This window comes from Paenibacillus sp. MDMC362, from assembly GCF_003269305.1.
Lineage (GTDB): Bacteria > Bacillota > Bacilli > Paenibacillales > Paenibacillaceae > Paenibacillus_AQ.
Genome location: NZ_QLYT01000030.1, coordinates 19,646 through 43,903 on the forward strand (window position 1 = coordinate 19,646; position 24,258 = coordinate 43,903).

General features: G+C 51.0%; 21 protein-coding genes. 14 read left to right on the top strand and 7 right to left on the bottom strand.

The window, feature by feature from the left end; all coding sequences use genetic code 11:
• Positions 1–60 precede the first annotated feature (60 nt).
• A complete protein-coding gene (locus DP091_RS15825) occupies positions 61–984 on the top strand; it encodes a copper amine oxidase N-terminal domain-containing protein (RefSeq protein WP_258394586.1) in 924 nt (307 codons plus the stop codon).
• 72 nt (positions 985–1,056) lie between these two features.
• On the opposite strand, the gene DP091_RS15830 is transcribed toward DP091_RS15825, so the two are convergent.
• On the bottom strand, positions 1,057–1,884 hold the full coding sequence (locus DP091_RS15830; protein WP_071222296.1) for a helix-turn-helix domain-containing protein: 828 nt from the start codon (positions 1,882–1,884) through the stop codon (positions 1,057–1,059).
• 139 nt (positions 1,885–2,023) lie between these two features.
• Here DP091_RS15830 and DP091_RS15835 point away from each other — a divergent pair, with 139 nt between their 5' ends.
• Together DP091_RS15835 and DP091_RS15840 are read left to right on the top strand one after the other, a co-directional pair.
• Positions 2,024–2,797 (top strand): sugar phosphate isomerase/epimerase family protein, encoded by a 774-nt coding sequence (locus DP091_RS15835; protein WP_113059202.1) that lies wholly within the window; start codon positions 2,024–2,026, stop codon positions 2,795–2,797.
• A 25-nt stretch (positions 2,798–2,822) separates the two neighbouring features.
• Positions 2,823–3,842, top strand: a complete 1,020-nt coding sequence (locus DP091_RS15840) for a Gfo/Idh/MocA family protein (protein ID WP_113059203.1) — start codon at positions 2,823–2,825, stop codon at positions 3,840–3,842.
• 74 nt (positions 3,843–3,916) lie between these two features.
• Here the strand turns inward: DP091_RS15840 and DP091_RS15845 are convergent, their stop codons facing one another.
• Positions 3,917–5,206, bottom strand: a complete 1,290-nt coding sequence (locus DP091_RS15845; protein ID WP_113059204.1) for a Gfo/Idh/MocA family oxidoreductase — start codon at positions 5,204–5,206, stop codon at positions 3,917–3,919.
• A 125-nt stretch (positions 5,207–5,331) separates the two neighbouring features.
• On the opposite strand from DP091_RS15845, the gene DP091_RS15850 reads away from it, so the two are divergent.
• Complete coding sequence (locus DP091_RS15850) at positions 5,332–6,192, top strand: AraC family transcriptional regulator (RefSeq protein WP_113059205.1); 861 nt, start codon at positions 5,332–5,334, stop codon at positions 6,190–6,192.
• A 66-nt stretch (positions 6,193–6,258) separates the two neighbouring features.
• A complete protein-coding gene (locus DP091_RS15855; protein WP_113059206.1) occupies positions 6,259–6,558 on the top strand; it encodes a hypothetical protein in 300 nt (99 codons plus the stop codon).
• 111 nt (positions 6,559–6,669) lie between these two features.
• On the opposite strand, the gene DP091_RS15860 is transcribed toward DP091_RS15855, so the two are convergent.
• A complete protein-coding gene (locus DP091_RS15860) occupies positions 6,670–7,860 on the bottom strand; it encodes an epoxide hydrolase family protein (protein WP_113059207.1) in 1,191 nt (396 codons plus the stop codon).
• 243 nt (positions 7,861–8,103) lie between these two features.
• On the opposite strand from DP091_RS15860, the gene DP091_RS15865 reads away from it, so the two are divergent.
• Together DP091_RS15865 and DP091_RS15870 are read left to right on the top strand one after the other, a co-directional pair.
• On the top strand, positions 8,104–9,048 hold the full coding sequence (locus DP091_RS15865) for a helix-turn-helix transcriptional regulator (protein WP_181469824.1): 945 nt from the start codon (positions 8,104–8,106) through the stop codon (positions 9,046–9,048).
• A 269-nt stretch (positions 9,049–9,317) separates the two neighbouring features.
• Positions 9,318–10,424 carry a GIY-YIG nuclease family protein gene (locus DP091_RS15870; RefSeq protein WP_113059209.1) on the top strand — a complete coding sequence of 369 codons (1,107 nt, stop codon included), beginning with the start codon at positions 9,318–9,320 and terminating at the stop codon, positions 10,422–10,424.
• 100 nt (positions 10,425–10,524) lie between these two features.
• Here the strand turns inward: DP091_RS15870 and DP091_RS15875 are convergent, their stop codons facing one another.
• The 4 genes from DP091_RS15875 to DP091_RS15890 form a co-directional block, all read right to left on the bottom strand.
• A complete protein-coding gene (locus DP091_RS15875) occupies positions 10,525–11,034 on the bottom strand; it encodes a hypothetical protein (RefSeq protein WP_113059210.1) in 510 nt (169 codons plus the stop codon).
• Between the two features lie 24 nt (positions 11,035–11,058).
• Positions 11,059–12,021: a phosphotransferase enzyme family protein gene (locus tag DP091_RS15880; RefSeq protein WP_113059211.1), complete on the bottom strand. Its 963-nt coding sequence runs from the start codon at positions 12,019–12,021 to the stop codon at positions 11,059–11,061.
• A gap of 171 nt (positions 12,022–12,192) precedes the next feature.
• Complete coding sequence (gene pgmB, locus DP091_RS15885; RefSeq protein WP_113059212.1) at positions 12,193–12,876, bottom strand: beta-phosphoglucomutase; 684 nt, start codon at positions 12,874–12,876, stop codon at positions 12,193–12,195.
• 189 nt (positions 12,877–13,065) lie between these two features.
• A complete protein-coding gene (locus tag DP091_RS15890) occupies positions 13,066–15,354 on the bottom strand; it encodes a glycoside hydrolase family 65 protein (protein WP_113059213.1) in 2,289 nt (762 codons plus the stop codon).
• 111 nt (positions 15,355–15,465) lie between these two features.
• Here DP091_RS15890 and DP091_RS15895 point away from each other — a divergent pair, with 111 nt between their 5' ends.
• The 7 genes from DP091_RS15895 (at position 15,466) to DP091_RS15925 (ending at position 24,113) form a co-directional block, all read left to right on the top strand.
• A complete protein-coding gene (locus DP091_RS15895; RefSeq protein ID WP_113059214.1) occupies positions 15,466–16,209 on the top strand; it encodes a helix-turn-helix domain-containing protein in 744 nt (247 codons plus the stop codon).
• 250 nt (positions 16,210–16,459) lie between these two features.
• Positions 16,460–16,930, top strand: coding sequence for a DinB family protein (locus tag DP091_RS15900; RefSeq protein ID WP_113059215.1), 471 nt, complete (start codon positions 16,460–16,462; stop codon positions 16,928–16,930).
• Between the two features lie 233 nt (positions 16,931–17,163).
• Positions 17,164–19,476, top strand: coding sequence for a serine hydrolase (locus DP091_RS15905; RefSeq protein ID WP_113059216.1), 2,313 nt, complete (start codon positions 17,164–17,166; stop codon positions 19,474–19,476).
• A 703-nt stretch (positions 19,477–20,179) separates the two neighbouring features.
• Positions 20,180–20,734: a glycerol-3-phosphate responsive antiterminator gene (locus DP091_RS15910; RefSeq protein ID WP_113059217.1), complete on the top strand. Its 555-nt coding sequence runs from the start codon at positions 20,180–20,182 to the stop codon at positions 20,732–20,734.
• A gap of 235 nt (positions 20,735–20,969) precedes the next feature.
• On the top strand, positions 20,970–22,307 hold the full coding sequence (locus DP091_RS15915; protein WP_113059218.1) for an ABC transporter substrate-binding protein: 1,338 nt from the start codon (positions 20,970–20,972) through the stop codon (positions 22,305–22,307).
• Positions 22,307–23,263: a carbohydrate ABC transporter permease gene (locus DP091_RS15920; RefSeq protein ID WP_373456926.1), complete on the top strand. Its 957-nt coding sequence runs from the start codon at positions 22,307–22,309 to the stop codon at positions 23,261–23,263. Before DP091_RS15915 ends, DP091_RS15920 begins: the two co-directional genes overlap by 1 nt.
• Entirely contained in the window at positions 23,253–24,113 is an 861-nt protein-coding gene (locus DP091_RS15925; RefSeq protein ID WP_113059220.1) for a carbohydrate ABC transporter permease, read from the top strand. The genes DP091_RS15920 and DP091_RS15925 overlap by 11 nt, the downstream gene beginning before the upstream one ends.
• Positions 24,114–24,258: the final 145 nt, after the last annotated feature.

A 24,258-nucleotide genomic window follows, 5' to 3' on the forward strand; every position in this document is an offset into this window, starting at 1 on the left:
ATTCCGGATTCTCTTAGAGGGAAGATTATACATATATTGGAGGACTATTCTGTGAAAAAGATGTTGTTTTTTCTGGTGTTCATGATTGCCCTGTGTAGTATGCCGGGGGTAGGCACCGCAGCAAGTTCGGGAAACATCACGGCTTCCAAGTTAAAGGAAGAGGGCGTGGTTCTCAAGAACAACACCATGGTTCCGGCGGCCGCTGTCACCAAGGCACTGGATATGAATTTCGAAATGAACAACAAAACCAGGCAAGTTTCCATCTGGAAGGGTACTATGAAGGTGGTGGCAAAAAAGGATTCCAAATACGTGAAAATCAACGGCGTGACAACGTCTTATGCCGCGCCAGTCCAACTGGTTGAGGGCAAGCTCATGATTCCAGTCCAGCTGCTGAAGGATGCCTTCAAAATCAAAGTTACCGCAGATTATGATTTGCTGGATGACTACTTGAAGAATGTGACGCTTCAAAGCGAAACACATAAAGTCACGGTGCCGGTAAACGATCTTTACGAATCCTATTATAAATACATTGGAAAGACAGCGTGGATTTTTAAGCACAACATGATAATAAATAATGCCCAGGGAAGCATTGCGAACGGCGTCGGTAATCTGGCACAGGTGAAAATAACCAAGATTAAACGCGATGGAACCCTTGGCGATTGGTTGAACGTTTACTTTACACATAACGGCAGGACGTATTATGCCGAACTGGATGCCTACGATTTTGAATCCGGCTTCATGACAACTAGTCCGTATAAGCAATTTAATTTTCCAGAGAAATATTGGAAGAAAATCAGGGAATCCGTAATCAGTACAGGAATGACGACCGAGATGGTTTATCTGTCATGGGGATTATATGATCGTCATTATGAAGATATTTATTCATGGGGAACGACCGATATGTGGGTCTATGAATCCTCGTATGGGTCAGACCATTATCTCTACTTCTATAATGGCATTTTAGAGAATATTTCGAGTTACTAAAGTACAAAGCAGCCTTGCCCCTGTCTTTAAGGAGGAGCATGGGCTGCTTCTTTATATTATAGTAGAAAAAAATCAGCGAGGGCTTTTCTCCTGTCCCGGCCTTGCCGGCACCGTTGCCGTTTCCCGGAATTTAACCGGGGATACGCCATAGTTAGCTCGGAATACCCGGTGAAAATAGGAGTAGCTGGCAAAGCCGCAGGTTTCCGCGATTTCCTCCAGCGTCATCGTGCTGTATTTGATGCGCTCGACGGCTGCGTTCAGCCTGATCTCGAGAGCGTACTGGATCATGGTTTTTCCGTAATACTCTTTAAACAACTTTACCGCACGGGATAAGCTTAGCCCGACATGGGAAGCGGCCTCCTCCAGCTTGAAGGTAAGGGTGGCATGCTCCTCCACGAATCGCTTCAGCCGCAGGGCAGTGAAGGCAAGGCGATCGGTCGGCTTGATCTCGGTAATGGCGCGGTCCAGGCAGAGGCAGAGACTGCGCAGCAGGTAGTCGGTTAGTTCCCCGATTTCCCCTTCAAGGCCGCGCCGCTTCTCCAGCAGCATCTGTCTCCACAGCCCCAGCAAATAATCGTCGAGCCCGACGTGACTGACGACAGGGCGGGGGATGCGGTTCCACCAATCATCAATCCATGAGCCGTCGCAGAATATAAAATAATCCCCGCTGGATACCCGGCCATCCTCGCCGTCTTCCTTCACCCGCAGCTCGTATTCATCGCCGGGCTTCAGCAGCAGCAGGTCGCCTGCCTGCACGTGATGCTCGATGCCGTTGCAGTAGATTTCGCAGGAGCCTTCGGTTTGGAGTCGGAACAGATAGGTTGTCAAGCCGCCCCGATGGCTGTTGCTGAATTGCTGAAAGTGATAGGAATAGTCGCAGATGAGCAGCCTTGCTTCCATAATGGTAACAACCCCCAGTAAAAATATGAGCAGATAGTTCATGTTGCAGCAATATTGTTTATGTTCATTTTAGCCTATTTGCATGTATGATAGTAGCAGATAGAGCAGTAACTCATTTTTGGAATCGAGGTGCGCTATAATGAGAAGAATGAACATTGGTTTGCAAATGTATACGCTGCGCGATGAAACGGCACAGGATTTCCGCGGTACGCTCCGCAAAGTCGCTGAATTGGGTTATGAAGGCGTGGAGTTCGCAGGTTACGGAGACATTCCGGCCGAGGAAATGAAAACGCTTCTTCAAGAGCTTGGCCTGAAAGCGATCGGCAGTCACGTGGGCCTGCATCTGCTTCGTGCAGATCTGCAGAAGGAAATTGATTACCTGAAAACCATTGGCGCTAAATATATGATGTGTCCATATGTGGCCGAAGAAGATCGTAAAGATGCCGAGGACTGGAAGAACCTCTTCACCTTCCTGGAGGAAGTGGGGGCCGAAGCCCGCAAGCAGGGACTGATCTTTGGATACCATAACCATGCATTCGAATTCGAAGCCGAGGTTGATGGCCAGTTCGTCTTTGATGCGATGTATTCCGCAACGACGCCGGAATCCGTGCAAGTAGAGATGGATGTATGCTGGGTACAATTCGCCGGACAAGATCCGCTTTCCTACATTCCGAAATACGCAGGACGTCTTCCGCTGCTTCATCTGAAAGATTTCAGCAAGGATGCGGAAGGCAACATGAAAACGCTGGAGCTGAGCCAAGGCTCGGTTAACCTGCCGGGCGTCATTCAGGCTGCATCCGATGCGGGCACGGAATGGCTGATCGTCGAGCAGGACGTATGTCAGAATCCGCCGCTGCAAAGCGTGGAGAACAGCATGAACTGGCTGAAGCAGAACTACCTGAACCAATTTTAATTTATGAGCACAAAGGAGACTTTCGATGAGTAAAATTAAAGTGGCAGTGTTTGGCTGCGGCGCGATCGCCCAGCGCAGACATATTCCTGAATATGCGAACAATGCTAACGTGGAGCTGGTGGCTTTTGCCGATCCGGTGAAGGAACGCGCCGAAGAGATGGCAGCTCAGTATGGCGGTAAAGCCTACGCAGACTACCAAGAACTGCTGAAGAACGAGAAGTTGGACGCCGTTAGCGTATGTACGCCGAACTATCTGCATGCTCCGATGAGCATCGCGGCTGCGAATGCCGGCCTTCATGTGCTGGTGGAGAAGCCGATGGCTACAACGGCTGAAGAAGGAGAGCAAATGATCGAGGCCGCCCGCAAGAACGGGGTGTACCTGATGGTAGGCCACAATCAGCGCCTCATGCCTCCGCACGTAAAAGCGAAGGAAATTCTGGATTCCGGCAAGCTCGGTAAAGTGCTTACTTTCCGTACTTCCTTTGGTCACGGCGGTCCGGAGAGCTGGAGCCTGGATGGACGGGACAGCTGGTTCTTCCGCAAAGAAGAAGCGATTATGGGCGCCATGGGCGATCTCGGCGTGCACAAATCCGACTTTATTCGATATTTGCTGAACGATGAAATCGTGGAAGTGGCAGGTTTCATCGGTACGGTCCATAAAGAAGGAACCGATGTGGACGACAACGCGACTTGCATCGTTCGCATGAAGAGCGGGGCCGTGGGCACGCTGATGGCGAGCTGGACGCATTACAGATCCGGTGATAACGGAACGGTATTGTGGTGCGAGAAGGGTGCCATGAAGATCGGTACCGTTAACGGCGACGAGGTGATCGTGGAGCTGACCGACGGTACGGTGGAGACCTACAAGGTCGGCGTTATGGCAACCAATGAGAAGCAGGTTCCGAGCGGCGTCATCGACGCTTTCGTTGAATCCATTCTCACGAACACGCCTCCTAGCATTTCCGGTGAGGAAGGACTGCGTTCCTTGAACGTGATCCTGGGTGCATTCGAATCCCAAGAGACCGGTAAAATCGTGAAGCTGTAATAGATATACAAAAGAGAGCCGTCTACATACGGCTCTCTTTTTCTGTTGTAGGCTGTGAAGCCGCCTTGTACGGCTTAGAAACGAACCAGATTGTCGATTCGTACAGGCATGCCGGTGGCGATGGCGCGGTTGGCTGCAATTCCTGTCAGTATGGATCTCGCTCCATCGATATGGTTGGCTGCACGGGCATATGGATCCTCCACAGGCTCCCCGAACAGATCATTCAGGAGAACCGGGTCGCCTCCGCCATGTCCCCCTTTTTTCTCTTCGACATGAACCTCGTAAGGGGCATCGAACATCGGAAGCACCCGCAGCGTTTTGCCGATTAACGCGCCTTCTTGGCTTTTGTCGCCCAGTGAATTGACGTAGGATTGTTCAATAATGTTCATCTCGATCCGGCCTTTGGTGCCGTTGATGGAAATGCGATAGCCTTCCCACGGCTGGTAGGCGACAAGGGAATACGTCAAAATGGCTTTGTTCTGGTAGCGCACGAGGACGCCCATCGTATCCTCGATGTTGATGCCGTCACCGAATACGCTTTGATCCCGCTGGTAGCCGTCCTCCGGCTCGGCATCCAGGTACATGGCTTTGAGATGCGCATCCGAATCCAGATGGAGGGCGAACGGGTCCTCTTTGGCAATCTTGTTGCCGGTGGCACGATTGTAAAATTGCGTAACGCCCCGCGCTTCGGCATTCTCTCTACCATAATACATGAGATCGCCAAATGCGAACACGGTTTCAGGATGGGAACCGATCCAGAAGTTGACCAGGTCGAAGTGATGGGTGGATTTATGGACGAGCAATCCGCCGCTGTTCCGCTTGTCCCGGTGCCAGCGCCGGAAGTAGTCTGCGCCGTGGCGGGTATTCAGCAGCCATTCGAAGTGAACCGAAGTCACCTGGCCGATGGTATCGTTCATGATCAATTCCCGTACCTTGGTATGGTGTGGGGCGTAACGGTAGTTGAAGGTGACCCTGATGTTTTGTCCGGTCCGCTTGGCGGCATCCAGAATGGCCTGGCATTTTTCCTCGTCGATCGTCATCGGCTTCTCGGTCACGACGTCGCACCCAAGCTCCATTGCGCGAATGATGTACTTGTGATGCGTCCGGTCGATGCTGGTCACGATGACGAAGTCAGGCTTCTCGTTCTCGATCATCCGGTCAAATTGGTCCGCGGGGTAGGTAGGTACCTCGGCGTATTTATATTTTTCCCGCAGCAGCTGATTCGCATAATTCATGCGGGTTTGATTGATGTCGCAAAAGGCAGCAAGTTCGGATTTGTCGCGGAAATTCTGGGCCAGTGCGCCATAAAAGAATTCGGCGCGGCCGCCGGTGCCGACCAATACATAACGTTTCTTGTCTCTCATCTCTATCGCCTCCTTGAATATAGCTCTAGCCTATAACAAGGGAGCACTGCTTTCGCCGCATTTCATGCGTAATCGCTTTCAAATGCCGCATATTTTGCTATAATCCTAGGAAAGGGGGCAGCCGCATGACCAAGCCGTTTCGAGCAGATTACCACGATCCCACCGGATATTTGAACATGGAGTATGACCGCCGTATTGGCTATTTCTCGATGACGGTCGACCATCTCCACGATCATTATGAGCTGTACTACCTGTTATCGGGCGAGCGGATCTACTTCATCAAGGATCGCTCTTACAGGGTTCGGGCCGGTGATCTTGTCTTCGTGGATCGAAATGCCGTTCATAAGACGCTGGACAGCGGCCGGCCCGACCATGATCGCCTTGTCCTCTATATAAGCTCGGAATTGTTCGCTGATCTGGCCGTGCCGCCTGAGCTGGCCGAAGGGCTGAAGGAGCCGTTCGGCTGGGATATTCCGATTCTAAGGCTTCCTTCGCCAGCGAGTGAAGCGGTGGAGCGAATGGTCGGCGAAATGGTGAATGAGATGATCCATCCCCAAGCGGGAAGCAGCTGGCTGCTGCGGCACCGAACGGTCGAATTGCTGCTCTTCGCCTATCGCAGCCGGCATTTGGGTACGGTTCGTTCGGCCGATACGGAGCCGGTTCTTCATCCGAAGACCCAGGCGGTGGTCCGGTATCTTAACGACAATTATCAGAAGGTTTTAACGCTGCCCGAGGTAGCGGAGGCGTTCCGAATCAGCCCGCACTATCTCAGTCGGTTGTTCAAGCAGACGACGGGGTTTACCTTTAGCGATTATCTGAACCTGCTGCGGGTTAAGGAAGCGCAGCGCCTCCTGCGGGAGAGCGATGATTCCATTACGGATATCGCCTGGCGATCGGGCTTTAGCAACTTCTCCCATTTCGGGAAGATGTTCAAACGGACGGTTCAGCTGTCGCCGAGGGCATACAGGAAGCAGTATAAAGAGTAGGGGCAATTTGACCTATAGAACATAATGGGGGGAATTTACGTCTATGACATAGAGGGAGTTGATGTTATGCGTTTGATGTGCGTGATGCTCATGGTTGTTGTTCTAATATCAGGGTGTGCCTCAGAACAGGGTATGGACAGCGATGCTGCGCTTGATAAGGTTATGGACAAAGTACCAACGTGCGGGGCGAGCTTAGAAACGATGAACCATGTTATCGAAACTACAGAGAACGAAAATGGCTTCAGGGTCATTATCAGACAAGATTGTGAACCGAAACATGGTGAAGGGCCGCAGATGCGAACAACCTATACGTATGTGGTAACTTCCAATAATGATGTACAGTTAGTTGAAAAGGACGGATTATGATTGCTTATTGGAACAGCCTGAACAGGAGCGGGGGATCCCGTCTGTTCAGGCTGGTTAGCCGACTTTTCTTTTTATGGATTACTCGTAATAAGTGTGCGTTATTGTCTTTAGCTATTGACGAAGACCCCGGAAAAATTGCCTTACATCCGAGATTAACAGATCCGGCGCATCGATTCCCGGGAAATGGGTTCCCCTGTCGTATTCGTTCCAGTGCACAATGTTGTTGTTCTGCTCTCCGACATGTCGGAGAGCGACATCGGACTGTTGGAATACGGCGACGCCAACTGGTGTCGGGGATGGATCCTTGTGCGCCCACGCAGCAGGGTCATGCGAATTTTCGTAATACATGCGTGCCGAGGAATTAGCCGTTCCCGTCAGCCAGTACAGCATCAGATTGGTTAGGAACCGATCACGGTCAACCGCTTCGGGATAGTCCCCGAAGCCATAGAATAATTCGGATGTCCATGCAAGGAGCCCAACCGGTGAATCGGTCAGACCGTACGCCAGAGTCTGAGGGCGGGAGGACTGAATGGCGTTGAAACCGAAACGTTCGCTCATGAACTGCCCGAGCCGTGCCAGTCGGATATTCTCTGCATCGGTGAACGATGCGGCCACCGCATCATCTGCCGGACCGAAAGGTACAAAGCCCATCGTGGCGGCGTTCACGTGGACGCCGGATACTTGAGAGGCCGCAATACGCCCCAATTCCGGTGCAATAATGGCCCCCATATCGCCGCCCTGAACGCCATAACGTTCATAACCAAGGCGGCTCATCAGCTCGCCGAAGGCTTTAGCCGTGCGGCCGGAAGTCCAGCCTGCCTCGGTTGTTGGACCGGAGAGACCGAAGCCGGGGATGGATGGGATTACCAGATGGAATGCATCCCGTGCGTCTCCGCCGTAGGAGGTTGGATCGGTCAGCGGTCCTATCAGGTCAAGAAATTCTACGGGAGATCCAGGCCAACCGTGGATCAGCAGGAGCGGCATAGCCTCCGGTTCGGCAGAAGGGATATGGAAGAAGTGAATATGGGCACCGTCGATGATGGTGGAATACTGCGGGTGTGCATTCAGCTCTTCTTCCGCTTTGCGCCAGTCATAAGAGGTTCTCCAATAGTCTGCCATAGGTTTGACGAATTCAAGCGGAGCGCCGTAATTCCAGCCGGTGCCCGGAAGCTGGTCCGGCCAGCGGGTCAGATCCAGCCGTGCGTTCAGGTTGTTGAGCTCTGCCTGCGGGATGTCGATGCGGAACGGACGGATCTCCGCCCCCGTGTTCAAATTACGGCCGGATGTCGTTTGATGGGTCATGATTTATTTCCTCCTCTTATTGTGTTGGCTTATGTTTTTATTATATGAGGGTGTTCCTGACAGCATTATGTCAAGGTTTCGGGAGTGCCTTAAAAGAAATCGATCGACTTCCATGACGTGGCTCATATTGCAAAATTGATAACGACAAGGGAAGATTTAGCGAGCACTCTTTTCTGATAAGGACTGCGTATAAAGAGGAAAATAAACACTCTGCATGTTCATATGAATGGAGGCCAAAAGAGGATGAAGATTGAACGCCTGCTTGCAATTACCATGATGCTGCTTAGCCAGCGGCGGGTGAGTGCCACCGTGCTGGCCGAGAAATTCGAAGTATCGTTACGTACGATATATCGTGATATGGAGACCATTAACGGCGCCGGGATTCCGATCGTGTCCTATACCGGAGCGGATGGCGGCTACGAGATTATGGAGCAGTTTCGAATTGAACGGCAGCTTGTCACCTTTGAGGATTTGCAGTCTATATTAGTAGCACTCAAGGGTGTGCAATCCTCCCTTGATGATCAGGAGATGGAAACGCTGCTGACCAAAATCAAGGCGCTGGTCAAACGGGCCGACCAGTATCAGATGGAGGAGACCGGAGATACGCTGCTCTTCGATACTAATCTGTGGCATGGCGGGGGAATATCGGACAAGTCTATCCTCACCACGCTCCGTCAAGCGGCGAGAAACCGGACGGTCGCTTCGTTTCTGTATACGAATACGACAGGCGAGGCCGAGCAACGTTCCGTGGAGCCGATTGGCCTTGCCTGGAAAGGCTATGCTTGGTATCTGTATACATACTGCAGGCTTCGGGAAGATTACCGGACCTTCCGCATCTCCCGCATGAGTGATCTGCGCATTCATATCGAGACATTCATGGATCGGGGCGTCACGTTAGCAGAGCTGGACGCCAGATGGGGCAACCAAGAAACAGGGCCCGGCGTGAATCTTGTGCTGCGATTCCAGCCACGGGTGCGGGTCCAAGTGGAGGAGGCGTTCGGCCTACAGCATGTGCAGGTCCAGGAAGACGGAACGCTGCTGGTTCGGGTCACGTATCCGGACAATCATTGGCTGTACGGCATGCTGCTTGGCTATGGACCGAATTTGCACATCGTGGAGCCGGCCTTCGTGGCCGAACGGGTGAAGAAGTTTGCGGAGCAGGTCGTGAAAGTATACGAGGGCATTTGAGTTGGTATCCTATCTTCGCAGGGCCTGCCGTCGCCTATTCGGACAACTGTTATTTTGGGGCCGCTGGTGGTGTGCGAGAATGCGACAACCAATCAGCCCTATGCGAGAAGGGGGTAATAGTGGCTGTAGCCCTAGTCCCTAATAGAGGCACCGTGTTCATCGAGTTGGATCTGGCGTGACTGTGGTGCTTTTTGGTGTGCATATGGTATCTTGGAAGTGAATGAAAACGCCATGTTTGATAGATTGGTTTGAGAGGATCGACAGTCAAAATGAAAACAAAAATACAAGAGTTGCCGCTGTCGCCGGGCGTATATCTTATGAGAGATTCGCGGGGAATGGTCATTTACGTTGGCAAATCCAAAAGTCTCAAGAAGAGAGTACAATCGTATTTTTACAACAATAAATCGCACTCCCCAAAAGTGAAAAGGCTGGTTCAGCATGTCAAAGACCTGGAGCATATCGTCACCGACACGGAGTTTGAGGCGTTCATGCTGGAATGCAGGCTCATTCAGGACTTAAAGCCGATGTATAACCGCAAAATGAAAAATCCGCTAGGTTATAGTTATATCATATTGCGGCAAAAGCGAGATTGGCGATGGCTGGAATTTACGGATACACTGGATGAAGGCGGTTCCGACCGGCTTCGTTTTTTCGGCCCCTATACAGCCAGCAGACATAGTCTTCAACATGCCGTGCAAAAGGTTAGGGAATGCTGTAAAATCGCCTGCAATCATACACCTGCCGCTTCTTTGGCAAATACTCCCTGCTTGAATTATTCCATTGGCCTCTGTCTTGGCAAGTGTCTTGGCGGCGAAACTGCGCGGCGATTTGATGAAATCATGGATCGATTCATTGCTTTGCTTCATGGGGACGACCGAAGTTTATATGATGAAATGGAGCGAAACATGCTCGATGCCGCAGCGCGTTTCGATTTTGAACAGGCTGCAAAATACAGGGACGGCATGGAGGCGGTGAACCTGCTCTTAAGTAAACGGGATGTGATCGAGTTCGCTGAAGAGGATCATAGCATCGTTGTCTACGAGTATTTAAACGAAGATACGATCAAGTTATTCCTGATAAAGGGGAACGTTGTGCTGCACAGCGAGCGATGCTCTGTGGCTGCCACAGCGGACATTGAATCGTTGAGGCAGAGGGTCAAAGCCTTGATTCTCAGCTATTTCACGAGGGATCCGGAATGCGATGCTGCCGAGGTTACCCGGCAAGATATCGATGCTGTACAAATCATCTACAGCTATTTGCAGAGCAGCGCCTGCCGCTATCTTGTTCTTCAGGATTCATGGCTCGAAGACGGTGGGGAGCCTGATATGGAGGCCGCACTGCGGGATTTTTTGAATCATTATGTTGTGTCATCTTAACTGGATCATGAACCGGGCTGCTGCAGCCCGGTTTTTTATTTACCTGTATATGTTGAGGGGCCACTGGGTGGAGATAGTATCGTAGGAAAGCTATCCTTGATTAAGGTTTATTAAAAAATCGCCCCATCGGCATCTCTCTCGTAAAAGTGATCCCAAAATACCTATATTTCACTTCAATTTGGGTGATGGGCTCATCGTTATAAAGACGGACGCCGTAATTAAGCGGAATACGCGAACCTTGATTGAGCGCGGCTCTCTTCTCGTCCGGCAAGAGCTCGGGCTTTAGCGGCACCTCCCAAATATCCACGAATTCAATATCGGGATCTTCATCAAGGCCGCTGCCGCCGACCAGATGAAGGGTATAACTGATGCCCAGCTCGGCCTTGGCAGGCCTCATGCCAGTATTCACCCGCACGTCCAGCAGCTTCACATCGGCGAATCCGTTATTGATCACCTCAAATATCATGGTGTTTTCATCCGTAAAGGATGTAAATCCGCCCACCTTGATAGGCGTGGGGCGAAGGAACAGCAGGTATAGAAGGATGGCCGAGAGGAGCAACCCCGGGCCCAAATACCCGAGCCGGCGGAGAGGTTTGGATTTTGGTTTCATGGCAGAGCAATCTTCCTTCTCTTATTAAGTAGACAGCTTTACAACCGATTTGCCTTCCTCAATATCCGCTTTCATCGCTGACAGATATTTCCGAGTGCGTTCATCCATCTCATTCCAACTTACGAATTTGGCGAAGTATACATAGGAGTAGATATTACGAAAGTCGATGAAAAATGGAATTCGCTCGATCCATTCCTCACTCAGCGTATTCTCTTGAAGGTAGCCGGATAAGAACGAGTCGAAGAATCGGGCCACAAACTCGGCTTTCCGGTTTTCCGGAACCGTCTGGACCGCATGATAGATGGCAATGGCGATATCGTAGGCGAACCAATGGTACGAGACATCCCCGAAATCGAAAAAGATCATCTCCCCGTTATGTACGTGAAAGTTGTGATGGTGAAGGTCATTGTGAACAATCCCGTAGCTTTCCTCATCCTGCGGGAGGGACGCTAATTCCTTAAGATACTGCCCCCACTGAGCTAGAACTCTTTCACCTGCAGCCTCCGGGAACGCATCGGTAAAAATCACATGATCATTCCATTGGGGAAACGCCATTCGGTGCACGAGTGAGGAAGCGGTAGTGTCCTTTTTGCCGAGCTTATGCATACGGCCCATCCCGCGTCCCCACTGCTTGATTATCGCAAAATCCGATGTTACATCCGTTAAGGGGCTGCCGGGAGCCTTCGTAAAGGCAATGACATGGTATCGCTTGGAATCGTGGGTGATCTCTTCGATAAGAAGATCCCGTGCAGATCGAATGGACTCGGCCATGTTCAGACCCTGCTCGGCGAGATAGGCCATCCACGTCAGTTCGCGAATGATCGAGGCTTTGCGGTATTTGGACGCGTCCAAGAATTTCATAATGAAGCGGCGTCCGTCTTCACCGTTGTATTCAAATACATTCTGATCGAATCCCCCAAGTAACTTCAGCGAATAAGAACCTTGGCCGAATCGTTCGGCCCCTTGATCCAAGACAGCCTGTTCCATGGAAAGTCCCCTTTATCGTATTCTCGATATGATGCTCATGCGTTCATACCGGAAAGTTACTGTACTAAGTTACTGTACTCACTACCAACTACAGTCTAACGAAGATCGAGGGTGGTTGCAAAAAATGGGAGAATATACGAAAAAGGCGCTCCCTTAGGAGCACCCTTTTTATTATTGTGGTCTGCCTTCAAACGTCTGCGCCAGCTCATGGAAATTTAGCTCCTCCGTGCTGGGCAGCACGATATCCGCATGAGGGAAATGCGCGGCGTTGCCGATCGCGACGGCGAACATACCGGCGCCCTTGATGGCTTCAACACCGGATGCGGCATCCTCTACGCCGATGCAGTCGGCAGGCTCTACGCCAAGCTTTGCGGCAGCGGTGAGGAAGATCTCCGGGTCCGGCTTGTTGTTCTTCAGCTTGGTCACGTCGACAATCACGTCGAATTGATCCATGATGCCAAGCCGGGTCAATACGGCAATGGCGTTCTTGCTGGCGGACGCGATGCCGGTCTTCAGGTCGGCCGACCGGATGTCTGCAACAAACTCCGTAATCCCCGGCAGCAGGTCGGCAGGCGTGATCGTTTCGATCAGCTCGACGTACAGCTTATTTTTGCGGTCGGCCAGCTGTACCAGCTCTTCATCGGAATAGTTTACCGGCGTCTCTGCCTGACTTAACAGGAGCTTCAGGGAATCCATGCGGGATACCCCTTTGAGATTCTCGTTGAACTCTCTCGTGAAAGGAATGCCCAGCTCGCTTGCCGTGGCTTTCCATGCCTGATAATGATACTCCGCGGTATCGGTAATGACGCCGTCCAAGTCAAAGATGACAGCCTTCAGCTTTCGTGTTTCGTTCATATCGTATAGCTCCTTTTTGAGATATCGGAGAGTACGAACCCGAAATAAGGCCCTTCCTGATATCGCAAGAAAAATGACGGTTTATCGTAGCCTGTTTTCCAGGAAATTTGTCGATCGATCGTTGTCCTTGTAAACCGGGAGTGAGGCCCTGCGCATAGGGAGGGCAATCGCCTCATGGCCTAAACATCGTTATCTGCTCTGCCAAGCATGCTTCACAGGTTTCCCGGCTTCAAGCGTTACGGCCTCGTCGTACAGCTTGATCTCGATGGATTCGCCTTCGACGATCTCCAAGGCCACACCGTCCTTCTCGATGGATACGCCGATGAGGCGGCCGCGGAAGTTCAGGCGGAACGCATACTTCTCCCAGTCCTTCGGAATGGCCGGGGAGAGGGATAGTCCGCTTTCCTTCAGGCGCATGCCGGCAAAGCCGTAGACGATGGACATCCAGGTGCCGCCCATGTTGGCCATATGCAGGCCGTCCTTCGTGTTGCCGTGCGTATTGTCCAGGTCCAGGCGTGCCGTCTCGATGAAATACTCATAGGCTTTGTCCATATTCCCGACCTTCGAGGCCATGATGCTGAAGATGCAGGAAGACAGCGACGAATCATGCGTCGTGATGCCTTCGTAGTAATCATAGGAACGCTGGATCGTTTCCAAGCTTTGCTCGTCTTCCAGCAGGAAGTGGGCGAGCACCGTATCCGCTTGTTTACACACTTGATAACGGTAAATGGTGAGCGGGTGATAGTTGAGCAGAAGCGGATATTTGTCCTCCGGCGTGTTCTCGAAATCCCATACCGCTTTGCGGAGGAACGTATCGTCCTGCGGGTTAATGCCAAGTGCTTCATCATATGGGAGGAGCATGGCATCCGCCGCTTTCGCCCAAGCCGAAATTTCATCCGCGGTTACGCCGAGCCGGTCGCACAGGGCTTTGAAGCCTTGGGCATCATAGGAATTCAGAATGGCGCAGCTCTTGGCGGCCCATTTCAGGTTATGCTTCGCCATGACGTTTGTGTAATAGTTGTTATTCACGCAGCAGGTATATTCATCCGGCCCCGTCACCTCATCGATATGGAAAGCGCCGTTATAATAGTGGCCGATATCGGCCCAAAGACGGGCGGTTTCGATCAGCACCTCGGCCCCGTAGGACAAGAGGAAATCCCGGTCCTGTTCGGCGAGGTAATATTGAATATAGCTGTAAGCGATGTCTGCGCTGATATGGTATTGCGCCGTTCCCGATGGGAAGAAGGAGGAGCATTCCGTTCCGGAGATCGTGCGCCACGGGAACAGCGCGCCTTGGCGATGTCCCATTTCCCGCGCTCTGTCTCTCGCCTGCTCCAGCGTGGAATAGCGATACAGCAGCAGCTGGCGTGCAATGTCCGGCTGCGTCATCAGGAATACCGGGAACATGTAAATTTCCGTGTCCCAGAAATAATGGCCTTCATAACCTTCGCCGCTCAGTCCTTTGGCGGAAATGTTGCTGTGCTTGTCCCGACCGGCGGATTGCAGCAGCTGGAATAGATTGAAGCGGATGCCTTCCTGGAGCCGGTCATCGTTCTGAATCACGATGTCGGCCGATTTCCAGTAGTCGTTCAGATACTCGGCCTGTTCGGCAAGCAAGTCCTCGAACGTAGAATCCTTCAACTCCTCCTGCAGCTGAATGCCGCGCTCGATCATCTCTTGCCCGTGACGAAGACTGTCGGTATACAGATTGTATTTCGTAAACTGGATCGGTCCGGTCAATGGAAGGGCAGCCGTGAAGGTAACCTCTCCGGTTCCGGATTCGAGCCGAATGTCCGCATCGGCATCCAAACGGTGACGGGTCACGCAAGCTGCACGCAGTTTGGACGCCATCGTCTCGTCAACGACATAGGCATCGCTGCCCTTGACGCCTGCCTCAACGACGGTCATCCGTTCCGCATGCCCTGCGCCTACTCGGGGATCGTTGGCATTGGTGTAGTTCTTCACTTTGCCGTTCACGGTGGAAACGATCCGAACCTGACCGTTGAAATTAACCGGCTCGATCTGTACGTCGATGGCAAACAATTCCCGGTGCCTGAAGGACACCAGACGGCGGAAGGTCAGCTTGATCTCTTTGCCTTCGGGCGACTTCCACTGTACGATTCGCTCCGAATACCCCTTGTCCATATGCAAGCGGCGTTCATGGGCAATGATCGTTCCATGATCGAGGCGGAAAGGTTCTTTTTCGTCGCCTAGATAGATCAGGACCGTCTGGGCATCAATATTGTTAACGAGTTTTTGCTGTGTATCGGGAAAGGCGAAGAGCTTCTCGCCGTAAGGGATTTCAATCATGTCGTGGAAAGCGTTCAGGTAGGTACCGCGGATGGTGGACATGCTCTCTCCGTAGCCTTCTTCGAAATTGCCGCGTACACCCAAGTAACCGTTTCCAAGTGCAAAAATACTTTCCATATTCAGCAGGGCTTGCTGCGACAAATCAGGATTTGATATATTCCAGGTCATGTTCTACACTTCCTTTCTAGCATGGTTATGCTTGAATTTTAGAGCCAAACGGAGTTATGTTATACTAAAATATCAAGGTTTTTATCAATATTTTTAGGTGGTGTGGAAATAATGAAAGGGCCTTCACGCTCGGGAAACCGTCCGTTTTATCTGTCCTCCCGTATGCATTATTTGCGCGAGAATTTTATCCATCCCCCGTTTGATTATGAGCACGAACTGCTGGAAGCGATCCGCTTCGGCGATGAGAATAGAGCCATGGATATGCTTCGTAAGATTAACGAGCTGGAAGCGGCAGTGCTTGCGACGTATCCGCTTCGGTCGAAGAAGAATGCCCTGATTGCGTCCTGTACCTTATTTACACGAGCGATAATCAAAGGCGGCGTAGACCCTGAGATTGCCTTTCATTTAAGTGATACGATGATCCTTGAGATTGAGAAAATGACCGATGTGGAGCGGCTGGTTCATTTTGAATATGAGATGCTGGTGCAGTTTGTGTCGATGATTCGCTCCGAGAAGGAAGACGTGTCGTACTCTCACATTGTAAACCTGGCGATCTATTACATCCGGGAGCATATTTTCGAGGAGCTGTCCCTGCAGAGGGTTGCGGAGTATTTGAAAGTCCACCCGAGCTATTTGTCCGATCGTTTTAAGCGGGAGACGGGCGTACCGATTACAACTTTTATTAATCGGCGGAAGATTGAAGAGTCCAAACATTTGCTGGCCAACACGAATCAGTCGATATCGGAAATCGCGTTTACGTTCAAGTTCTGCAGCCAGAGTTATTATACGCAATTATTCAAGGATTTTACGGGCATGACGCCGAGAAAATTCCGGATCAGCGGGACGGCGCGATAAAGGACGATTATATCTAGCAAAGAGAAGAGAACGACAACACCCATGAAGAAATTCAAAATCAATGAGAATACAACCGAACCGGATTTCATCTCGTTGGCTGATCGGTCATACGATATATGGCGGAGCAACCTGTCTCTTAGCTTTTAAGGTCAGGTTGTTTTTTGTTGAAATATTAGGAACGTATGTTCTATAATGGTGAAGCGAGTTTGAAGCTATTAGTTTATTATACATACCAGATTGGAGAGAACCTATGAATTCCTATTGTACATACGCATTGCATCAAATCGAGGTGGCGGTCGTTTCCGTTGTTGCGATAATCGACAAGCTGGATGAAACAGATCTACTTGTTCAACCGACAGAAGACAAGCATTCCGTTGGAGAGCTGCTCAAGCATATTGCAGTGATCTGCCGGGCTGATTTTTACATATCGGGCGGGGCCTCGCAAGAGGAGATGGACGCATATTATGAGGGCGTGTCGCTAAATAACCTGAAGGATATACAGGCCGAATTGTTAAGCAACTATTCACATTTGGAGCAGGCATTCGGAGACTTGACGGAAGAAGAACTCCATCAAGAGACAACTTCCTACTGGGGCGTCACCTATTCAAGGTATGAATGGCTGCTTGAAATCGTCGCCCATCTGTATCACCATCGAGGACAACTGCATGCGATGCTGGTTCACTGTAACGGGAAGGATCCGAAGGTTCCGTTATTCGAATAGCCTTGAGCGCTCTATCTTTCCCGACCCGAATTCTGTTTTCCGGAATTCGGGTTTTGTTTGTTCACAGATTTATATGTTAATATATCTGACTCAGAATCGAAATTATTAATGTGATTCCATTAAATATATTTAAATAGTGTTAATATTATTTACATTGATATATAATGATCCTCAATATAACGTTTTTTAATGTTAATATAATTAACATTGACGTTGATGAGGAGTGATTCGGCATGTCCAGATTAACCGGAGTTTTTTTCAAAAGCACGCTTGCCATTATCCTAATAACGACGACTTGGTTTGTCTCCTTGGGGCAAGTCCCCCGAGCTTGGGCATCCGGGGGACAAAGCGGCAACCTGAGCCGGTTGGAATCCGTTCTCCGGCCCATTGTGAAAGCCGCAGCGGAAGACGGAATCGAGCTGTACGTCGGAGTCCAGGATCTTAGCGGTACATATGGCGGCGGGAAGATTCAGGCGGGATCATCAAATGTTTACTATGCGGCCAGCACCATCAAAATGGCCATCGTAACAGCACTGATGCAGGATATTGAAGCAGGGAAATACGCGCTGGAGCAAACCGTCCAGGTTAAACCGGAGCAGGTTGTAGGCGGAGCCGGTTCGCTCAAGGATGGAAAGTTCCCTCAGGAGATCACGATCGAGCGTTTAGCAGGGCTGATGATTACGCAATCCGATAATACGGCAACCAATGCCCTGATTGATCTCCTTGGGTTCGAGCGTATTAATGCTTTCATAGATGAACAGGGATTTAAAACCATGCAGCTGGGCCGGAAAATGATGACGCCCGCAAAATCCCCTGCTGCTGATAATTATGTCAACGGGGAGGAGTTGCTGACGCTGCTGGAGAGAATCTATACTGGTGAGATCGTATCTGCCCAATCGCGGGATCAGATCCTGGCCTGGATGAAGGCGCAGGAAGTGAAGACCAAATTCGGCGCAGCGCTGCCCGGCAAGCCGATTGCCCACAAAACGGGGGAACTGGGCGATGTGAGCCATGACATCGGATATTTTCTCGTACCCGGACGCGAGGTTGCCGTCACGGTATTAACCAAAGTCAACAAGCCGGAGGATGCGGGCAAAGCCCAGGAACTGGGCAACCCGGTTGTGCAGCGCGCGGCCAAGGCGGTGTATAACTACTTGCTGGATACGCCGGCTGAATCCGTATCGGCGGACGCATGGCCGGCCTTGTCGTTAGCCGTAAATCCCATCATTCAAGAAGCTGAAGAAAAGGGAATCAGGGTATCTGTAGGCTTGAAGGATCTAAGCGGTAAGTCTGACGACCGGGAGCTGCTCCTGGGATCTCGCCAATCCTATATGCCTGCGAGCACCATCAAGATGGCGCTTGTATCGGCTTTGATGAAGGAAGTGGACGCCGGCAGGTTAACCTTGGAACAGAAGGTGAAAGTAGAGCAGGAAGATGTAGTTGGCGGAACAGGCTCCTTGCAAAAGGAAACATTTCCGCAGGATGTAACTATCGAACGATTGGCAAGGCTGATGATCACCCAGTCGGATAATACGGCTACGAACGTACTGATTGACGTGGTTGGATTAAATAAGGTCCAGGCTCTGTTGGATGAACTCGGCCTTGATGTCATGCATCTGGGGCGCAAAATGTTCGCAGCTGCCCCTACGCCGGAGCAGGACAACTATATTAATGCGGAGGATTTAGTCCATCTGCTTGCCAACATTCATTCAGGCGAATTCTTGTCGGAAAACTCTCGTGATCAGATCATCGACTGGATGAAAGCCCAGGAGGTGGACACCAAGTTTGGTGCGGCCCTGCCCGATGCGCCGATTGCCCATAAAACCGGGGAGAATGCCAATGTTACCCATGATGCCGGATATTTTCTTCAGCCCGGCCGGGAAATCGCGATTTCGGTACTGACCGAGGTCACGACGACCAGCGGCTTTGACGAAGCCCAGGCTATCGGAAATCCAGTGGTGCAAGAGATTGCGAAGGCTGTTTATCAAGCGCTGGAATACGAAACGACCTTCACGGACGTGCCGGAGGATCACTGGGCAGCGTCTTATATTGAAGGGGCCGCGGCGGCTTCCTTGGTGAAGGGGATCTCGGAGACGAATTTCGCGCCCGAGCATCCGATCAGCCGTGCAGAGGTGACCTCCATTCTTGCTCGATCCCTTCAACTGGAGCCCTCCCAGGCCTCCTCTCATTTCAGGGACGTTCCCGAGGACCGGTGGTATTCCGCCGATGTGGCAGCGGCTTATTCTTCCGGCATCGTCAGCGGACAGAATGACGGCACCTTTGATCCACAAGGTCCCATTAGCCGTGCGCAGCTGGCTGCGATGATAATCCGTGCTTACGAGTATGTGCATGGCCCGCTGGCTGGATACGAGGATGTACTTTCTTTTAAGGATGCGAACAAGATACGGGACTGGTCCAGAGAGCCGATTCTGAAGGCGGTCCAATTAGGCTTCGTGAACGGGTACAGCGACGGTACCTTCCGTCCGGACAGAACGGCATCAAGGGCAGAGACTCTTAAGATGATTATGCATCTCCTCAGCATATAAGGCCCTTGGTTTTATAAGCATTCGAGGCGCCGAGCACAGCGCGTTATCCGACGAGTCTTTGACTTCTTTTCTCATACCGATGTCCGTCATTACACGCTTCGATAGAGGTAAGCAGCGGTGTTATCTGAAGTAACTAAATACCGTATGAGGTTTAATCACACGGCAAGCTGCAGGTCTAGCTTTTTCAAGGCAACCTGCAGCATATTCCGTTTTTCAATGACCCCAGCTGTGCAGTTGTGCCAAAAGGACGGGCGATTGCAGCTTCAGAACAAGTAAGGGCAGTAATTTCACATGAAATCTGCAAGATGGTGATCGCAGGCTCTTTGAGCTGTTGCGCGATCATAGAATCGAGGGTTTTGCCATGATATTTGTTACATTGAATTGATATTCTTTTGAAATCGACAAAATAATACAAATTTCGCTATAGACTACGACTAAATCATTCCTCTATGATAGATATTAAATAGCTTGGCAAGTTATTGTGAAAGCGCTATCCCCATCTTCTCTGAACCGAATGATCCTAAGCCTAGGGGGAATCCACCAAACCAGGGATATAGCAGAATCCGTTAACTGAATGGTAAGCGCATACATGATGTCTCGAAGCTTTGACGAGTGCCGTTAACACAGATTTTACACATGGTTAATACTGTCATGATCCTATCGCCTTACCATAAGAGTGTTCGGTAAAAGGGGGCACGCACTCATGGCAGATCAAAGGACACGGCGTCTTCCCGTAATCGCTTCGATTACCAAGCTGGAACAGATCGATGCGGCTGTGAACAGCACGGTGGAACGGGTGAACCTGATGACAGGCGATATCTTGAAACTCAGGGATATCGTGAATCGACTTCACTCCTCAGGCAAAAAAGTGTTTGTTCATCTGGAGATGGTAAGCGGCATTGGCCGGGATAATTCGGCGGTGCAGTATTTGGCCGATTCGTACAAGGTCGACGGGATCATTACGACGAAGACGAATACGGTATTGGCTTCGCGCCAAGCGGGCATTAGCTCGATACAGCGAGTGTTTGCCATTGATACGACAGCTTTAAGAACCGCAGTGAAAATGATCGGACAAGCCCGTCCGGATGAGGTGGAATTAATGCCGGGACTCATGCCCCGCGTAATCCGCGACCTGAAGAAGGAGATTCACTGTCCGCTTATTGTGGGAGGTTTTTTACGAAGCGAGGAAGAAATCGATGAGGCGCTGGCAAACGGTGCAGACCTCGTATCTACAGGAGATACGCGTTTTTGGACGTAAGGTTCCCTGTACGGTGATGGATTAACTATAATTACATATTTGCTAGGGGTGGAGACGATGAGATAACCCGAGTAGCAGCTACTTTAGCTTTTATAGGAGGTGGTGGCTCTTAGGTTGCGCTCTTTTTGACGTCTCTATTTTTGTGCGCTTTTTAAGGGGTAGACGGGTTGATTGGATGGACTGCAGTGATGAAGATGAATGATGAGTAGATTCGAAAGGGGACAATAGATCATCTATGAAAAAGAAATCATGGTTGTTAATGTTACTGACCATATTTATGGTTATTACCACGGCTTGCGGAGGCGGCGGTGGAAGTGAAAGTGCCGGAGGAGAGGTTTCGCTTGACGATGTGGAAGCCGCTTCGATGGATATGAAGAATGATACAACGCCTGTCAAAATCCAGTACTGGCATGCCCACGCGGATGCCCAGCTGGAAGGCTTGAACTACATGATCGCAGAGTTCCAGAAGAAGTACCCGCATATTACGGTAGAGCCGGTGTTCCAGGGCGGCTATCCTGATCTTCACAAAAAATTGTCCGCGGCGGTCGCTGCTAACGATGTGCCGGCGGTTACCAATGTCGAGGTATCATCGCTCGCCAACTTTGCGGACAGCGGCGTTTTTGCCGATTTGGGTCCGTGGATCAAGCGCGACGAAGTGAAGATGGACGATTTCGCTAAAGGGATGTTGAATGCTTACGCATACAACGGCAAACAATACGGATTCCCTCTGATCGTCAGCACCAGCGTATTCGTTTACAACAAAACGATGCTGGACGAGCTGGGCGTAGAACCGCCGCAGAAGTGGGACGAGATTGAGGACTTTAATGCGAAGGTAACGAAAAAGGAAGGCGACAAAACGACGCGTTATGCCTTCTCTGTTCCGGGTTGGGACACATGGTACTATGACCCGTGGAACATGAACGGAGGCGGTCAAATTCTGACGGAGGACCTGAGTGCTTCGGCTGTCGAGACCGAAGATTCTCTCCGTTACCTCCAGAACTTCTACAAGTGGCAAAATGACGGCAGCATGCATATGGGCTTCGGTAAAGGAGCCTCTGATAATATGCGACAAATGTTCCTGAACGGCGAAATCGCTATGGTACAGCACACTTCCGCGATGTTGAAGATGTACCGCGAGAACGCGGACTTTGAGGTTGGTGTGTCTTTTATCCCTGGCGATAAAGTCCGTACCTCCAACATTGGCGGCGCAGGCATCGTCATGATGGACGGTGCTGAGGATTTGGAGAAAGAAGCGGCTTGGAAATTTATCGAGTTCATGACTTCGGCTGAGCATAACATTAAGTGGGCTGAATCCGTTGGATACCTGCCGACAAGAAAATCCGCAATCGAGTCTGAAGAAGGAGATCAATATTTCGAAAGATGGCCGCAATACAGAGCGGTATACGAGCACTTCGACGAAGTAACGCCGCGCCTGCAGCACCCGGCTTACCCTGAATTCAGCGAAGTTTACAAAGAAGTCGTAGGGGAAATGGTGCTGAACAAAAAAGATCCGACACCACTTATGCAGGATGCAGCCAAGAAGATCAACGATATTCTGGCTGACTATGAGTGATGCCTATGGAGACCAATAAACAAGTGACAAAGGCGGCGTCCAATCGGGCGACCGCTTCGGTCTCTAAACGGATGTCCCATACGTTGATCGAGAAGTGGAAGGACTTTTCGTTCGCGGTTCCGGCGTTGTTATTCATGGGCGTGTTTCTGTATTATCCCCTGGGCTATTCCGTGTACATCAGCTTTACGAACTGGAACATGACGCGGCCCGTGAAGAAGTTCGTAGGTGTCGATAACTATACGCGCTTGCTGACGAACCCGGATTTCTATCATTCCTTGAAGGTCACATTCCTGTATACCGTCATGGACGTTGCATTCACGCTTGTCATCGGGCTGCTGTTGGCGCTGCTGCTCAACGTGTCATCCTCACGGTTGTTCGGTTTCATGCGCGGCGTTATCTTTATGCCGTATTATGTCTCGATGGTTGTCGCCGCCATGGTATTTACCTGGATATACAACGGGCAATACGGGCTGCTAAATTCCGTTGTCTCCTGGTTCGGCATGGACCCGGTCGAATGGCTGACCAACCCTTCGACGGCATTGCCGGCGCTGGTTGCCGTTTCGGTCTGGAAGGGTGTCGGCTTTGCAATGATCCTCTTTATTGCAGGCATGCGCGGGATTCCGGCCGAGTATTATGAGGCTGCTTCGATTGATGGAGCCAGCAAGTTCCGGCAGTTCTGCAACATTACGCTGCCGCTCTTGTCGCCTATGACTCTGTTTTTGGTCATCACCAGCTTTATCTCCTCCATGCAGGTGTTCCAGTCAATCGACGTCATGACGGACGGCGGTCCACTTAAGGCAACGAATGCGATTGTGTACTGGATCTACACGATGGCCTTTGATGAATTCAAAACAGGAAGAGCCTCGGCGCTTGTCATGATTCTGTTTGTAATCATATTGCTGTTAACATTGGTACAATGGGTGGTCAGCAGGAAGAAGGTGCACTATGAAGGATAATTATATGGCTGGATCCGCTAAGAACCGAAAGACCATGATGACGCTCCGCATTATCGGAGCCGTGATTGTGACCCTCGTCATGTTCTTTCCGGTGTATTGGCTGCTGATCAGCGCGCTCAAGACGCAGTCCGAGATGCGGATGGCCGTTCCTACATTCTGGCCGGAAACCTTTGCCTGGCAGAACTTTGCCGAAGCCTTCCGGGTTATCCCTTACGCCCGGTTCTTCGGCAATACCTTGCTCATGGCAGTGGGAACTATTATCCTGCAGTTGAACGTGGCGCTCATGGCTGCTTATGCATTCGCGAAGGGGAAGTTCTGGGGACGTGACGCGCTGTTCCTGTTGGTGCTTGCCGCATTAATCGTGCCGGAACAGGTAATTTTTGTTCCTGTGTACGTCATGATGTCCAAGCTCGATTGGCTGAACACCTTCTGGGCGCTCATCGTTCCTCACGGGGCGTCCGCCTATGCGATATTCCTGCTCAGGCAGGCGTTCAAATCGATTAACAACGACGTGCTGGAAGCGGCACGCGTGGATGGAGCCGGTCGGTTCTCCATTCTGTACAAGCTGTTGTTCCCGATGGCGATGCCGACGATCGTCACCATGGGCGTGTTGATCTTCATATCGTCCTGGAACTCGTATTTCTGGCCGCTGATCATGACCAACAACAACGACATGCGCGTACTTACGGTAGGCATTGCGATGCTGCGGGATTCCATCGCCGGAAATGAAGCCATGTTCTTCAATGTCATTATGGCGTCCAGCGTCATGGCGATTATTCCGATCGTGCTGGTCTTTACGGTCATGCAGAAGCATATCGTGGCCGCGATGGCGAATTCGACTTTTAAATAACCGTATAACCGTGATTAAGCAGGCATTCTAGACGGTGTGGAAACGGTGGGTAAGGATACACCGCCATGCCGTCTCTTTGTTTTCTCCTGAAGGGTTATGATCTGCTGCAGACAGCAGGGATCGGAAAGTTCATGGCGAACAGTCC